General features: G+C 67.1%; 13 protein-coding genes, 1 tRNA gene and 1 pseudogene. 9 read left to right on the top strand and 6 right to left on the bottom strand.

The window, feature by feature from the left end; genetic code table 11:
* The first annotated feature begins 132 nt into the window (after positions 1 to 132).
* Positions 133 to 209: transfer RNA gene (locus tag NKF06_RS15720), tRNA-Cys, on the top strand.
* A 63-nt stretch (positions 210 to 272) separates the two neighbouring features.
* Here the strand turns inward: NKF06_RS15720 and NKF06_RS15715 are convergent.
* A complete protein-coding gene (locus NKF06_RS15715; protein ID WP_253245936.1) occupies positions 273 to 3,842 on the bottom strand; it encodes a tetratricopeptide repeat protein in 3,570 nt (1,189 codons plus the stop codon).
* A gap of 216 nt (positions 3,843 to 4,058) precedes the next feature.
* Here NKF06_RS15715 and NKF06_RS15710 point away from each other — a divergent pair, with 216 nt between their 5' ends.
* Entirely contained in the window at positions 4,059 to 4,913 is an 855-nt protein-coding gene (locus NKF06_RS15710) for a hypothetical protein (protein ID WP_253245935.1), read from the top strand.
* A gap of 19 nt (positions 4,914 to 4,932) precedes the next feature.
* On the opposite strand, the gene NKF06_RS15705 is transcribed toward NKF06_RS15710, so the two are convergent.
* The 3 genes and pseudogenes from NKF06_RS15705 to NKF06_RS15695 form a co-directional block, all read right to left on the bottom strand.
* On the bottom strand, positions 4,933 to 5,160 hold the full coding sequence (locus NKF06_RS15705; protein WP_253245934.1) for a hypothetical protein: 228 nt from the start codon (positions 5,158 to 5,160) through the stop codon (positions 4,933 to 4,935).
* A gap of 84 nt (positions 5,161 to 5,244) precedes the next feature.
* Positions 5,245 to 7,831 (bottom strand): annotated as a pseudogene (locus tag NKF06_RS15700) (heavy metal translocating P-type ATPase).
* A gap of 126 nt (positions 7,832 to 7,957) precedes the next feature.
* Positions 7,958 to 8,557, bottom strand: coding sequence for an AsnC family transcriptional regulator (locus tag NKF06_RS15695; protein WP_058828397.1), 600 nt, complete (start codon positions 8,555 to 8,557; stop codon positions 7,958 to 7,960).
* 132 nt (positions 8,558 to 8,689) lie between these two features.
* Between NKF06_RS15695 and NKF06_RS15690 the strand changes: the two genes are divergently transcribed.
* The 7 genes from NKF06_RS15690 to NKF06_RS15660 all read left to right on the top strand — a co-directional run bounded on the left by NKF06_RS15690 (position 8,690) and on the right by NKF06_RS15660 (position 13,643).
* On the top strand, positions 8,690 to 8,887 hold the full coding sequence (locus NKF06_RS15690) for a heavy metal-associated domain-containing protein (protein WP_058566193.1): 198 nt from the start codon (positions 8,690 to 8,692) through the stop codon (positions 8,885 to 8,887).
* Positions 8,888 to 8,998: 111 nt separating this feature from the next.
* Positions 8,999 to 9,181, top strand: a complete 183-nt coding sequence (locus tag NKF06_RS15685) for a hypothetical protein (RefSeq protein WP_004976527.1) — start codon at positions 8,999 to 9,001, stop codon at positions 9,179 to 9,181.
* Positions 9,182 to 9,290: 109 nt separating this feature from the next.
* Positions 9,291 to 9,650, top strand: a complete 360-nt coding sequence (locus tag NKF06_RS15680) for a hypothetical protein (protein WP_058828399.1) — start codon at positions 9,291 to 9,293, stop codon at positions 9,648 to 9,650.
* A 229-nt stretch (positions 9,651 to 9,879) separates the two neighbouring features.
* Positions 9,880 to 10,416, top strand: coding sequence for a DoxX family membrane protein (locus NKF06_RS15675; protein WP_253245933.1), 537 nt, complete (start codon positions 9,880 to 9,882; stop codon positions 10,414 to 10,416).
* Positions 10,417 to 10,663: 247 nt separating this feature from the next.
* Positions 10,664 to 11,650 (top strand): FAD-dependent oxidoreductase, encoded by a 987-nt coding sequence (locus NKF06_RS15670; RefSeq protein WP_253245932.1) that lies wholly within the window; start codon positions 10,664 to 10,666, stop codon positions 11,648 to 11,650.
* A complete protein-coding gene (locus tag NKF06_RS15665; protein ID WP_058828402.1) occupies positions 11,647 to 12,762 on the top strand; it encodes an iron ABC transporter permease in 1,116 nt (371 codons plus the stop codon). The genes NKF06_RS15670 and NKF06_RS15665 overlap by 4 nt, the downstream gene beginning before the upstream one ends.
* Positions 12,762 to 13,643, top strand: coding sequence for an ABC transporter ATP-binding protein (locus NKF06_RS15660; RefSeq protein WP_058828403.1), 882 nt, complete (start codon positions 12,762 to 12,764; stop codon positions 13,641 to 13,643). The genes NKF06_RS15665 and NKF06_RS15660 overlap by 1 nt, the downstream gene beginning before the upstream one ends.
* Positions 13,644 to 13,730: 87 nt before the next feature.
* Here the strand turns inward: NKF06_RS15660 and NKF06_RS15655 are convergent, their stop codons facing one another.
* Complete coding sequence (locus NKF06_RS15655; RefSeq protein WP_253245931.1) at positions 13,731 to 14,204, bottom strand: peptidylprolyl isomerase; 474 nt, start codon at positions 14,202 to 14,204, stop codon at positions 13,731 to 13,733.
* Between the two features lie 68 nt (positions 14,205 to 14,272).
* Positions 14,273 to 15,243 (bottom strand): hypothetical protein (locus NKF06_RS15650; RefSeq protein WP_253245930.1); only part of this gene is annotated, 971 nt, incomplete at its 5' end.

The following is a 15,243-nucleotide window of genomic DNA, read 5'->3' as shown; positions in this document are numbered from 1 at the left end:
CATTTATAGCGAGCGGCAATCGCTCGCGCACTGCACAGACAGCGACCGCTCCCTCAGTCGAGACAGCGAAAACGCCCGACTCAGGTCGCACACCGTCAGGCTTAAGCACAAGACAGGGATACGAGTAACTGCGCCAAGGTGGCAGAGTTCGGCCCAACGCATCCGCCTGCAGAGCGGAACCCCCGCCGGTTCAAATCCGGCCCTTGGCTTTTCTCTTCGAACGCGACTCCCGTGAGCGACGCGTTTTGGTATCGAATCGCCGACTGGCGACGTTATCGTACGAGCCGCTGTTCGAGTGCGCTGACCGCGTCGTCGTCGCCCAGTTCGTGTGCAAGTTCGAGGGCGTCGAGTGCGGTCTTCCGCGCTCGAACCCCGGCTCCGACGGAGGAAAAGCACGCTGCAGCGCGTCGTAATTCGGCGAGTGCATCCGAAACGTCTCCGGTCTCACAAAGTGCCGTAGCGTACCGTCGGTGACACCGACCTTCGAGAACTGCCGTCGGCGCAGATTCGATTGCAGTCCTGAGCAGCGAAATCCCGTCATCGGTCTCTCCCGACCGCACGTACACGTCTCCGAGCGTCACGCTCGCGAGCGTCTTCGGCTCGTCGCCGAGTCCGGGCGCTCGTTCGTGGGCGCGTTCTGCGACCGTTCGCGCGTTGTCGAGATCGCCGCTGTTCAGGAGAGCGCGGGCGCGGACAGTCTGGAGTTCGGTCCGCTTCGACTCGTTTTCTTCGAGGAGGTCGATGGCGCGTTCGGCGTATTCGATAGCGGTCTCCGGTTCACCGAGTTCAGAGAGCGTTTGGGCGAGGCCGTAGTACACGTCCCGTCGAATCCAATCGAACTCCGGGTCCTCGACGTCGTCGAGAAGCGATTCGTAGCGCTCGCGCGCGTCGTCGAGCGCCCCGCGGTCGAACGCTATCTTCCCGAGGTTGTTCGACGTTGACGCGACGCCGATGGAGTCGCCGATTTCGACGCGGATATCGAGCGCGAGTCGGGCGTATCGCTCCGCTTCGTCGAGCGTCCCGTTTTCGAGTTCGATATGGCTGAGAACGGCGAGGCTCAGCGCTTCCCCCCACGGATACTGAATCTCTCGGCGAATCTGGAGACTCGTGCGGGCGTGCGCCGCGGCTGACTCGAACTCTCGAAGCGTTACCTCGACGAGTCCGAGGTTCGCGAGCGTGCTCGCAACTTTCGTATCGTCTCCGAGGTCGCGGCGGAACTCGAGCGCTCGCTGGTAGTAGGCTTTCGCGCCCTCTGGATTGTCGGTCTGTGCTTCGATACCTCCCAGCGCGTTCAACACGTCGCTACGGCCCACATTGTCGTCGCTTCGACTGAATCGTTCGAGTGCCTCTCGTGCGTATTCGCGGGCGCGCTCGAACGAACCGCGGTAGCGTCCGACCTCGGAGAGTCCGGCAAAGCCGTCGGCGCGCGCGCGGACCAGTGCCGCTTCGTCGAGTCGCTCGTCGTCGAGCGACGCGAGCGACTCGAACTCTCGCTCGGCGCGTTCGAGTTCGCCCCCGTTGACGAACATGCGGGCGCGCCACCGACGAACGTCGAGCCGGAGCGTGCCGTCGCAGGCCCGCGGCACGCCGACGTCGGAGTAGTCGGTCTCGGCGTACAGCTCGGAGAGCGTCGGTGTGTTGATGCCGAGTTCGAACACGCTGCGGACGAGTCGTTCTCCCCACGTCGAGGGGTCGCGCTCGATAGTGCGAACGATATCGGCGGTCCCGCCGAACACCGATTGGACGGTCTGGCGCGCGTCGTCGTCGTCGACGAGCGAGCAGAGCGTGTCGAGACATCGCTCGAACCGGCGGCGGGCGCGGCGCTCGGATTCGAGGTCAAGCAACCGCTGGAGGAAGCGAGCGGACCACGTCTCGTGGACCGCGCGGACCCGCTCCCCGTCGGACTCGTCGTCGCCGAATGCGGAGTAGAGGACGGTTCGTTCGAGGGCGTCGAGCGATTCTTCGACGACGGATTCGTCGCGCTTCGACTCGGTGAGTGCGTACGCGAGCGGCGGCGAGACGCCGATTCCCGAGGCGTTCAGAAGGTTCACGAGAACGCCGACGTCGACGCCGAGTCGCTCGTCGACGCGTTCGAGGTCGGCGTAGACGGAATCGATGTCGTCGAGGAGGCTCGTCGGGGCGGCGTTCTCTCCGGCTGCCGGCTCGGCGTGCCGGGCGAGTCGATGCAAAAAGAGATACATCTCTCCTGGCTCGAGGTCTCCGCCCTCGTTCGGGGTGAGTTCCTCGGGGTCGATATCGACGTTCGCTCCGACAGTCGCCTCGAAGTGGTCGACCAGTCTGGCTCGCTCGCGGGCGTCGACGACGGGAACGGAGACCACGTCTATCGACTGTGTCCGGTGGAATTCGAGGCGAGCGGTGCCGCGGAGCGAGCCGTCGCGCCACTCGCTTTCCCGACTGTCGAGGAGGAACGTCACGCGGTCGTCGTCGTCGAACTCGCGGACGAGTTCGAAGATACTGTTCGCCTCGGTCCGGGTCGCGTCCTCGACGACGACGAGGACGTGCCCGCTGGCCTCGGCGAGGTACGACCCGAGGTGCGCCGCGGAGGTAAACGGGTCGTGCTGGCCGGACTTCCGGTAGAGGACGATACCCTGTTCGTGGTCGTACCACCGGCACGCGACGGACATACAGACCGTGCTCTTTCCCGCGCCGGGCGGCCCCGTCACGACGTGGTCGGTTCCCGAGCGGAGCCGGGAGAACAGGTCGTCAGTCACGTTCTCGCGTCCGTCTTCGGTCGGGCGCTCGCGGTCGAGCGCGTAACCGGCGCGGACCTCTCCGAGGTCGAAGCCGGCGCGCCAGCACGCCAGCGGCGGCGAGGCGCCGACGCGGTCGAAGTACGCCGGAGCGAGTCGGACGAACCCCTGTGACCGCAGCGCCGTGGAGAGCGCCGGGCCGCGAATCGTTGCACTCGCACCGCGGTCGTCAGTTACGCTGGGATCGGTCGCCGTCGCTTCGGCGTTCGCGTCGTCTGCCATGGCGTCCGTGCCATCCGCCTTGGCGTCCGCGCCACTCGCTTCGGTTCCGGGGGTCTCGCCGTCGGCGTTTCCGTTGAGGTCGAACGGGTTCGCGGCTTCCCAAATCGACTGCACGCGATTCCGGGCCCACGCCACGGCGCGCTCGCTCGTGTTCTCGATGACGCATCTCGCGCGCGCATCGTCGTCGTAGGCGACCACCATCGTGTGGGGCGTCCCGTCGAGTGTCGTCTGCACGATGGCGAACGGGGGTACCTCGCCGACCCGAAGCTCGCAGTCCGAGACGGCCTGTACGGTTTCGAGAAACGCCGGGTACGCCCGCCAGATAGCGGTGACGACTGAGTCGGGCACGACGAACCGACAGGAGTGCCCGTCGACGAGCCAGGTCGTACACCGGTCGACGAACGTCTGACTCGGCAGGTACGGGAGGACGAACGTCCCGTTGTTCGTCGCTTTGAGCCTGTTTCCGAGCGCATCGAACGGGTGTGAGACGCGCGGGTCGGTCCGCAGTTCGTCGGCTCCGACGACGGCCTCGACCGGAAGCGGGTAGTCGGCGGCCGCTCCGGCGACGAACGAGTCGAGTTCGAGCACGTCGGCGGCGGCGGCGCGGGTGGAACGAAACAGGGAGATGAACTGTCCGCCCTTCAGCGACGTGGTGTAGTCGCCGTCGTCGAGGACGAATCCCGCGGCGGTCAGGTCGCGTATCGCGCGGTCGACCGTCGAGCGGGAGTACGGGAGCGCCTCGATCAAATCTCGCTTGTCGAGGTGCGCGCCGTCCAACGCGTTGAGGAAGTCGAATCGATCGGCGGCGAGTTCCAACTGTTCTGTGACGGGGTCGTCGTCGCGCGTCACGACCAACTCCCGGTTCGGCACCGTCGAACGACTGGTCGGTATCTCATTGGAGGGTGGTTCGGCCAATAGTTTCAAAAACCCTTGTCAATCCACAGCTTCGACTGTTCGTCTACACCGTCGTATTGGGGGCGGGAGTCGCCGCCGGCGGTCGCGCGGCACGGTGACACGCTCCGAGGAAAAGTAATCGTTATACGCCGCGTGGCCCATGCCGAAACCATGCAACGACGCGCCGCGGTCATCTCCGTCGTGTTCTTCCTGGTCATCGGTGCCGGTGCATACTCACTTATCGCGACTGCATCGACGCCGTCGGTCAGTTTCGAGAACCCCGAGTACTCGCTGGCACAGGGGGACGAGTTCTCCGTCCCCGGTAGCGACCAGACGTACACAGTGTCGTCGATAACCGAAGAGGAGGAATCGGGCGGTCACGGTGGTGGCACCACGCTGGTCCGCTCCGGTGAGCTCACCTACGTGAACGACTCCGCTCGCTTCACCGAGACGTGGGACAACGAGAGCACCGTCACGCTCGACGGCACGGACTACCGTGTCGAAATCGCCAACGTCTCCGACCCCACCGAGGCGACGCTGGTCGAGCTGTACAACGAGACCGCAATCCTCCAGGCCGACTCGAACGCCGATAACGAGACCGTCACCCGGAACGGCGAGCGCTACGTCGTCATCAACGACTCGACGCTCGTCTCGGTCGACGAGTACTTCCCGGCCAACGAGACGCGCACCGTCGCCGAGGGAGACTCTTTCGACTACAACAACCAGTCTGTCACCGTCGACGCAGTCGAGACCTCCGGCGTGACCCTCGAATGGTTCGCCCCCGAGGAGAACACCGTCACCGTCGATAACGAAGCGAACCTGACCATCTCGGGACAGCAGTATCTCGCGTACTTCCCGAACGGTGAGACGCTCGTCCTGACGCAGAACTACGACAGCTACCAAGCGCAACTGTCCGAAATCGAGCACTTCCACGAGACCGAAAACGGTCTCTGGGGCGTCGCCATCGTCTCGTTCACCACGGTCGTTCTCCTCATCGGCATGGCGTTCCTCCCGTCGCGGTACTGAACGCCTCGTCCGCCGTCCGTCACCGTTTTTCGCGCACCCCGCTCGCACCGAGCCACGCGACTCCGGCACCGATGACGACCGTCGACAGCGACCCGAGTATCTGGAGCGCCGCGACCGCGACGACCGACTCGGCGGCGGCGTAGCGCCACGGAGCACCCACGAGCGTCCCGAGGCCGACGAGGACGAGGAACGCACCGACGGCGACCGGCAGCCACGACTCCGTCAGCGCGGTGATTCGACGAGTCATTACCGGAGAGAGTCGCGGCGCAAGGAGAAAAACGAGACGGCGTTCTCGGTGAGCGCCGACCGGGGCCGACCCGGAACCGGCTGACTACCGCCGGAGGAAGTCGAGGAAGCGGTAGTCGTGGTCCGGCGTGTAGGTCCGGAACAGGAGGCTGTTCGTGAGGACGGACACCGACGACAGCGCCATCGCGCCCGCGGCGAACACCGGCTGGAGGAGGCCGAGCGACGCGAGCGGAATCATCGCGGTGTTGTAGCCGAGCGCCCAGAACAGGTTCTGTTTGATTTTCGCGAGCGTCCCGGCGGAGATGCGGATGGCCTTCACCACGTCGAGCGGGTCGTCGCGCATGAGCGTCACGTCGGCGGCCTCGATAGCCACGTCGGTGCCGGAGCCGAGCGCCGTGCCGACGTACGCGGCGGCGAGCGCGGGCGCGTCGTTGACGCCGTCGCCGACCATCATGGCTCTCGTCCCGTCGGCCTGCAGGGACTCGACGGCGTCGGCCTTGTCCTCGGGGAGGACGCCGGCGCTGACGTTCTCGGGGTCGATGCCGACCTGTTCGGCGACGGCGCGGGCGGTCCGCTCGTTGTCGCCGGTGATCATGTGGACGGTCGCGCCGCGGTCGCGGAGCGCGGCGACGGCCTCGGCGGCCGACTCCTTGATTTCGTCCGCGTCGGCGACGACGCCCGCGAGGTCGCCGTCGACCGCGACGAGCATCGCGGTCTTCCCCTCGCTTTCGAGGTCGCGAAGCGCGTCCTCGGCGGGCGCGGGGTCGACGCCCGCGTCCGAGAGAAGTTTGCGGTTACCGACGAGGACGGGCTTCCCGTCGACGGTCGCGCGAATCCCGTGACCGGGGACGTTCTCGAAGTCTTCCGGGTCAGCGAGGTCGAGACCGCGGTCCTCCGCGCCGGATACGATGGCGCGGGCCAGCGGGTGTTCGCTGTTGCGCTCGGCCGACGCGGGCGTAGTCGAGCACGTCGTCGTCGACGAGCGTCTCGTCGTCGACGGCGGTGACGACGCCCGAACCGTCGGCGGCGGGGCCGACGGCGACCACGTCGGTCAGCGTCATCTTGCCTTTGGTGAGCGTGCCGGTCTTGTCGAAGACGACGGTTTCCACGTCTTTGACGCGTTCAAGCACGTCGCCGCCCTTGAACAGGACGCCGTTGCGCGCGCCGATTGCCGTCCCGACCATCGTCGCGGCCGGGGTGGCGAGGCCGAGCGCACAGGGGCAGGCGATGAGCACGGCCGAGGCGAAGACGACGACGGCGAACTCGAACGTCGAGACCGCGCCGCCCGCGGCGACGGGACCGCCCGCGACGAGCCCCCAGACGGGGAGCGACCGGATGAACCCGGCGAGCGCCTCGGGGAAGAGGAACCAGACGACGCCCCACAGGAGGGCGTTGGCGATGACCGCGGGCACGAAGTACGCCGAGATACGGTCGGCGAGGTTCTGAATCTCGGGCTGGCGGCCCTGGGCCTCCTTGACGAGCGAGACGATTTGTTGGATTGCCGTCTCGGAGCCGACCTTGGTCGCTTCGACCACGAGGACGCCGTTTTGGTTCACCGTCGAGCCGACGACCTCGTCGCCTTCGGCCTTCGAGACGGGGACGGACTCGCCCGTGACCATCGACTCGTCGACCGCGGAGTCGCCGTCGACGACGACGCCGTCGGTCGGAATCTTCTCGCCGGGACGGACCTTCATGCGGTCGCCGACCTCGACCTCGTCGAGGGGGACCTCGCGTTCGGTTCCGTCGTCGTCGACGAGCGTCGCGGTGTCGGCTTCGAGTTCGAGGAGCGTCCGGAGCGCCTCGGAGGCCTGTCCCTTCGAGCGCGCTTCGAGGTAGTTCCCGAGCGTGATGAACACCAAGATGAGCGCGGCGGTGTCGAAGTAGAGACTGCCGGCGAGGAGGCCGACGAGGACGGCGACGGAGTAGAGGTACGCCGTGGACGACCCCATGGCGATGAGCACGTCCATGTTGGCAGTGCGGTTCCGAACGAGCGCAGTGTAGGAGTTCTCGTAGAACTCGCGGCCGAGGTAGACCTGCACCGGCGTGGCGAACGCGAAGCCAATCCAGCCGACGGGGATGCCCGTGCCGGGAATCGTCTCGGGGAGGCCACCGCCGAACAGTTCGACCGCGAGCATCGCAAGGAGCGGGAGCGACAGCGCCGCGCCGAACAACGTCAGGCGCTTCTGTCGGCGAATCTCGTCGTTGCGGGCGGCGTCACGGGCGTCCTCAACGGATTCCTCGCCGTCGTCGTCTTCGCGGACGGGCGTGTAGCCGGCGTCTTCGACCGCCCGGTACATGTCGTCGAGGCCCGCGTCGGCGGGGTTGAAGGTGACGTGCGCCTCGTCGGTGGCGAAGTTGACCTCGGCGGCGACGACGCCCGGAACCGACTCCAGCGACTTCCGGTTCGCGTCGGCGCAGTTCGCACAGCTCATCCCGGTGATGCCGATGGTCCGGGTCTCCGAGAGCGCCTCGTAGCCGGCGCCCTCGATGGCATCGTATATCTCGCCGAGCGATACCTCCTCGGGGTCGTACTCCACGGAGCCCTCGTCGGTGGCGAAGTTGACGCTGGCGCTCGTCACGCCGTCGAGCGCCTCCAACGCCTCGCCGACGGTGCGCGAGCAGTTCGCGCAACTCATCCCGCGGATGTCTAAGTGGGCCGTTCGGCTACTCATCTTACCTGTACGTACGTGCCCCTCTCTTACCTCGATTTCCCCTTCAGAACCGAACGTCACCGCGGGGTCGAACTTTCGATTCGAAACCGGTGGCCGCGCCGCTCGGTCATCGGCCTCTCGGCCCGCTCAGTCGTCGTTCGCGCCGGCTTCGAGGCGGTCGTATCGGTCTTCGAACCGGCCGAGACAGGACGAACAGCAGAAGTGGTAGAGCGTCCCGCCGATGCGGGCGCTTTCGCCCTCGCTCGTCACCGTGTTGCCGCATTCGGCGCATTCGAGGGCGAACCCGGTTCCGTTGACCGTCGGCGTCCACTCGGCGGACTCCACGAGGCTCACCTCGTAGTCGCGAACCCGCGAGAGGTCCACGAGGTCGTCCAACTGGGCGCGGACGGAACTCCCGTCGAGTCGGGCGTGGGCCGTCACCTCGCCGTCGGCCGCGACGAACAGGTGTTGGACCGGGTCGGCCCCGCGGAGGGCGTCGCGGACCTCGTCGACGAACTCCGGGCGGACGGTCAGCCTGACGAGGACGGGCGTCCCGCCCGACAGCGTCGACTGGTCGAGGTCGACGGTGAAGCGGCGGATGATGCCCTCCTCGCGGAGACGGTCAATGCGGTCGGAGACCGCCGGCGCGGAGAGGCCGACTTCGGCGGAGATGTCGCTGAACGGTCGGCGGGCGTCTTCGGCGAGGAGTTCGAGGATGTGGAGATCGGTTTCGTCGAGCGCGCGCATGCGCTCCGGTAGGGGCCACGATGTCATAGGTGTTCCTCGCGTTCGGCTTTCGATTCGAAAGTCGGAGTCGGCTGGTCGCCGAACCAACGAAAGGACAATTCACTAAATCGAGAAGCCCCTACCTCGAACCGTATGCCGACCACTCTCACCGTCACCGGAATGACCTGCGAACACTGCGAACAGCGCGTCGCCGACGCCCTCGCCGGCGTCGACGGCGTCGATGACGCGACCGCCGACCGCGAGACGGAGCGCGCGACCGTCGAGGGCGACGCCGACACCGACGCCCTCGTCGCGGCCGTCGAAGACGCGGGCTACGACGCGAGCGCCTGAATCCGAGACGCGCCCGACCCAGACGGTGCGGGGAACCGGGTGTCACGACCGAGAAGCCGGTTCGATGCGCCGACCTGAATGGTTTTCCCCGGCGACCCGCTACCCTCGACCATGCACGCGCGGTCGTGGGCGGCCGTCCTGTTCGCGCTCGTCATCGGACTCCTCCTCGCGCTCGGCGTCGTCCGACTCGCCGCCGGCGATACCGGCGATTTCGCACGAAACGCCGGCATAGCTGCTCTTCTGACGGTTTTCGCCGTCGCGCTGGTCAGAGACTGGGCGTCGAACGCGGAGTGAGGCTCGGCGACCGGGAGCCTCGTCCGGCCGATTCCTGAAAATACATCAATAAATTGTCTTTCACTTCGGGGGCAGACGGTTACAAGAGGCCGCGGTCCCAACCCCGCCTGTGTCTCCACCGAGCGACGACGACTTTCGCACGCACTCCCCGACGGCCCCGATAGACGACACGCCGACCGTCTCGTGTTCGCGGTGCGGCGAGGAGTGGGACCTCTCGTACGAACTGGACGAGCTACAGCTCGGCAATCAGTCGGTCGAGCAGTTCGCGCTCGACCACCGTCGCCACACCGGCCACTTCCCGGACGACGTCTCGCCGTGGGTCGTTAGCTGCCGACAGTGTCCCGACGGCGAGCAGTTCCTCTCCGAGGCCAGCGCCCGCCGGTGGGCCCGCACCCACGCCCGCCACACGCGACACGAGGTGGCGATGGATCACGCCGACGACGATGGGGTCGTCATCGCACCCGAGTGAGGTGCGGCGGGAGTCCGGTCACCCCCGCCTCTCGGGTCGGGTCGTCGGCCGTGCGGCCGGCGGGACCGGCGACGACAGGTCGAGACGCATCTTCGCGTTCGTGCCCGCCGAGGGAACCGGTTCGAATCGACGTGGACGGCCCGCCGATTTCCAGATTCCGAGGATTCGAAAATCGGTCCGGGTTTATAATCTCCCGGCGGCCCACGCTTCACATGTGAGGTGACAGACGATGGCCGCAACCGGCGAGATCGAGATGCTGGGGAACCGGATGGAGTTCGACTACGCCGAGGGCGTCACCGGCTACGTCCTCGTGTTCGCCCGGCTGGTCACGGGGTACTGGTTCCTCCACGCGGGGGTGACGAAGTACCTCGCCGCCGAGCCGTTTAACGCGGGCGGCTGGCTCGTGAACGGCACCGCCGGCGCGCCCGGTCCGGTCCACGCGTTCCTCGCGTGGGTCGGCCAGACGCCGCTGATGCTCGAGTTCACGAACGTCATGGTTCCGCTGGGCGAGACGCTCATCGGGTTCGCGCTCATCACCGGGGCTGCCGTCCGCCTCGCCACCGCCGGGGGAACGTTCCTCATGACGTTCTTCTACCTCGGGAACGCCGACTGGGGTCACGGGCTGGTCAACGGCGACCTGTTGGGGCTCGTGATGTTCCTCGTGGTCGGCGCGCTCGCGGCGGGCCGCATCCTCGGCCTCGACGCGTACCTCGAAGAACTGAAGTTCGTTCGCCAGCGGCCCAAGCTCCGGTACCTCCTCGGCTGAGGGGATTTCGGACACGCTGGGCCGCGTTCGTCCGGCAGTCCACCGGCCTTTCTCTCGGACGCCGTTACCGCTGATTCGCGTGAGCCAGCCTCTTTGCGGGCCGTTCTCAGCGTGTCGGTGGATTTAGGAGTACCTAAAATTCGAAAGTGGTTTATTGTATTAGGGACGCCTAAAACGTATGAACGAAGACGGAGCCGACTTCGACCACGCGTTTCGACGGGCTGTTCTCACGGGGGCTGTCTGAGCCGTGACCGACCAAGGCACCGAACCCGATTCGACGGACGTGGTCGTCGTCGGCGGCGGTCCTTCCGGGTGCGCCGCGGCCGTCTTCACCGCGCGATACGGCCTCGACACCGTCGTTTTCGACCGGGGGAACGCCGCCTTCCGTCGGTGTGCGTACCTCGAAAACTACCTCGGCTTCCCCGCCGGCATCGGCGTGGACACGTTCACCGCGCTCATGCACGAACACGTCGCGGAAGTCGGCGCGGACTACGTCGCGGACATGGTCGTCTCGGTCGAGCGACCGGGCGACGATGAGGGGACGGACGCGAGAGAGAGCGAGCCGGACGCGTTCGACGCCGACGCCCGGCGATTCGCCGTCCGCACGCAGGACGGTCGCCGGGTCGAAGCCGACTACGTCGTCGCCGCCGCGTGGTACGACGGCGACTACCTCCGCGGCCTCGACGACGACGACGCGATGTTCGAGGAACACGACCACCACGGCGAGGTCCACGAGCACTTCGATTCCGACTACGCCGACGACGACGGGCGGACCCCGGTCGAGGGACTGTACGTCGCCGCGCCCTCGGGCGACCGGAACGCGCAGGTCGGCATCGCCGCCGGACAGGGCGGCCACGTCGCCCGGTGTCTCATCGAGGACCGCCGGCGCGAACGCGGCTTCCCCGGCGACCTCGCGGCCCACTACGACTGGCTCCGCGCCGACACCGAGTTCCAAGGCGAGTGGGGCGACCGGGACCGCTGGCGCGAGTGGTTCGAAAGCGAGGTGCCGGCCGACGCCGACCTCGACGACGAGCGTCTCGCGGAACTCCGCGAGTCCTACATCGACCGAGCGTTCGACACCCGTCGGACCGACCACGAGGTCGAGACCGCCGAACTCCGCGGCATCCGGCGACTCGTCGAGGTAATCGGCACCGAACGCGTCCTCGACGCGCTCTCTGACGAGGTGCTCGCGGACTACCTCGACGGACGCGAACTCGGAGGTGTCGAGCAGTGAGCGGAACGACGCCGACAGAACAGTCCTCGGGGTCGGTGCTGAACCGGCTGTTCGGCTGGATCGACGGCTCGCTCGTGTCGCTTTGTCTCGCCAGCCTCGTGGTGGTCGTGGTCGGCGGCCTCATACAGGTCAGCTTCGGCGCGTTCTCGATGACCATCGGCGAGGCGTGGCGCGCCGTCTTCGACCCCGCGGTCATCTTCGACCCGCAGGTCTGGCAGGTGTTCCTCCTCGGCGGCGAGCTCCCAGACCTCAGTCGGCGGACGCTCATCGTCTGGAACATCCGGCTCCCGCGGGTGTTCGTCGCCGCTCTCGTCGGCGCGAACCTCGCAATCTCGGGCGCGATTTTCCAGGCGGTCACCCGGAACGAACTGGCCAGCCCGTTCATCCTCGGCGTCTCGTCGGGGGCCGGACTGCTCATCCTCCTCACGCTCGTCGTCTTCTCGGGGCTCGCGGCGTACCTCCCGCTTCTGGCGGCGCTCGGCGGGATGTTCGCGTTCGTCCTCGTCTACCTCATCGCGTGGAAGAACGGTACCTCGCCGGTCAGACTCGTCCTCGCGGGCGTCATCGTCGGCACCGTCTTCCAGAGCCTCCAGACGGGGCTGTTCTTCTTCGTCGACGACATCGGCGTCGTCCAGTCCGCCATCGCGTGGACGACCGGGTCGCTCACCGGCACCGACTGGGAGCAAGTTCGCATGGCTCTCCCGTGGTCGATTATCGCGATCGGCCTCGCGCTCGGAAGCTCCCGACAGCTCAACGTCCTGCTTCTGGGCGAACAGACCGCCCGTTCGCTCGGGATGTCCATCGAGAAGGTCCGATTCGCCCTCTCGGGCGTCGCGGTTCTCGCGGCCGCCGCGAGCATCGCCGTCGCCGGTATCGTCGGCTTCGTCGGCCTCGTCGTCCCGCACCTCGTGCGGAACGTGGTCGGGAGCGACTACAAACGCCTTGTCGTCGGCTGTCTGTTCGCCGGCCCGGCGCTGATGGTCGCCGCCGACGTGGGCGCACGCCTTGCACTCAACCCGGTTCAGCTCCCGGTCGGCGTCGTCACGGGCCTCGTCGGCGGGCCGTACTTCCTCTACCTCATGCGCAAACAGCAGAACATTGGTGAAGTGTGATGTCGAAACCGCAATCAAGAGACCCCCAACAGATGGCACAACACGGTGAAGCAGACGCGACCGCGGACGAACACACAGGCGTCGAAGACGGCTCGGCACGCGAGAGCGCGCTCACCGGCGACGCGCTCGAACTCTCGTATCCGACGAGCGAGGAGCCGGTTGTCGAGTGCGAGCGAATCGACATCCCGCGCGGCGAAATCACGGCGCTCGTCGGGCCGAACGGCTCCGGCAAGAGCACGCTCCTGAAATCGCTCGCCAAACAGCTCTCGCCCGACACCGGAAACGTCTATCTCGACGGGAAATCCATCACCGAGTACGACGACAAGGCGTTCGCGCGCGAACTGGGACTGCTCTCCCAGCAGCACGACTCGCCCACGTCGCTCACCGTCGAGGACCTCGTCTACCACGGCCGGTACCCCCACCGGAGCTTCTTCGAGCAGGTCAACGAGGACGACCACGAGGCGGTCGAGCGCGCTATCGACCTCGCCGGTGTCGAACACATCCGCGACAAGCAGATCGGCAACCTCTCCGGCGGCCAGAGTCAACTCGCGTGGATTGCGATGGTGCTTGCACAGGATACCGACGTGCTCCTCCTCGACGAACCGACGACGTACCTCGACTTGCACCACCAGCTCCGCGTGCTGGAGACGGTCCGCCAACTCAACGAGGAACGCGGCGTGACGGTCGCGGTCGTCCTCCACGACATCGCGCAGGCGGCGCGGTTCGCCGACTACCTCGTCGCCATGCAGGACGGCGAACTGTACGACTGGGGCCCGCCGCGCGAGGTCGTCACCGAGGAACTCCTCGCCGACGTGTTCCGCGTCGAGGCCGCGGTCAACTACACGCCCGACCCCGAAATCGTCCCGAAGCACTCGCTGTAGCGCGACTCGACGCTCCTTCTTGACGCTCAGTTCTGTTCTCTCGGGTCGTCACAACTGCGCCGACCGGCCGCGACCGCCCGCAAGCGCCTACTGGACGGCGACGATTTCGATGTCGAAGACGAGCGTCTTCCCCGCGAGTTCGTGGTTGAAGTCGACTTCGACCTCGTCGTCGCGGACGGCGGTAACGTCGCCGTGGAGGCCGTTTTCGGCGTGGACGTGCAGGCCGACCTCGGGCTCTTCGCCGACCATCCCCTCGAACGTCTCGGGGTCGTAGGTCCGAATCCGGTCGGGGTCGAACTCGCCGTAGGCGTCCGCCGGTGAGACGGTCACGGTGGCCTCCTCACCCGCCGACATCCCGACGACGGCCTCGTCGAGCCCCGGAATTATCTGCCCCGCGCCGACGACGAACGTCTGGGGGGCGTAGTCGTCGCGGTCCTTCTCTTGGGCCTCGTACAGGCCGTGTTCGACTGCGACCTCGTACCGCGAGGTGTTGAAGACGGTCCCATCTTCGAAGCGTCCGACGTACGCGAGCGCGACTCGGTCTCCCGACTCGATTGCCATAGCGGGGGTCGGCGGAGGACGCGCATAAAAGTCGTCATCGAGGCATCCCGCCGGGAAATCACCGCGGGTCAGGCTGGTGTCCGAAGCGACGGGGGGCTGTTGCTGTCGGCCGTCGTCGTCCCCGATTCCGTCCCGTTTTCGACGCCCTCGACCCACGCTGGTGGTATTGCGGTCGTCTCGCCGACGCGGCCGTAGGTCCACTCGAAGCGCACCCAGTAGAATCCCTCATCCGAGATGAGCGCGTAGGTCGCCGTCGCGTCGGCGACGAACCCCCGCTCGTCCACGTGGGCGACGAACTGGTAGTCCTGGACCGGTTCGACGCCGCCGATGGCCGGGCGTTGGCTCCCCTCGATTCGGTAGTACGTGACGTTCCCGTCGGTCACTTTTCCGGTCACGTTCGACGCCCGCGTGTCGAGATACTGGCGGACGAGTCCACGGTTTAACCCACGCGGCTCGAACTGCACCGGCGGCGCGGTGGCGTTGCCGGCGACTCTCCGGGTCCGCTCGACCCCGTCTTCGGTCTCGGCGACGTACCACGCGTCGCCGTCGTAGTAGACTGTTCTCAGTCGGGTCTGCTCGCGCCCTGATTCGACGGTCTCAGTGATGACGTACCGGTCGCCGGCGACGGCGATATCGGTGTCGTACTGGGTCCGCGTCGAGTTCGGGTCCGCGCCCTCGGGTCGGTAGATATCGACCCACAGCGTGTAGGACTCCTCGGCCAGTACGCGCTCGTGGGCGGCGCTGAGCGCGGTCAGGTTCTCGATCCCGTCTGGCCCGACGCCCGGGACGTGCTCCAATTCGCCGGGTTCGACGGGGTCGACCGGTCCGGAGCGCTGGCCGTCCCCGAGGCTCGGCGCGCCGGTGTTCTGTGTTTCCGACTCGGAGGCGCTCTCGGTCGTCGCGGTTTCCGACGGTTCCTCCGCCGCCACGTCGCCGCGTTCGGGTGTGGCCGTCGGTGCCCCCGACTCCCCGGGACTGCCCGTCCCGACGCCGGCGGACTGCATCGCCCCGTCGAGCGGCGACGACACGAGGTCGAGCG

Origin of the sequence: Haloferax sp. AB510 (assembly GCF_024136985.1) — an archaeon.
Classification (GTDB): domain Archaea; phylum Halobacteriota; class Halobacteria; order Halobacteriales; family Haloferacaceae; genus Haloferax.
Note: the sequence above shows the minus strand (reverse complement) of the source record. Positions and strands in the feature narration are given on the sequence as shown.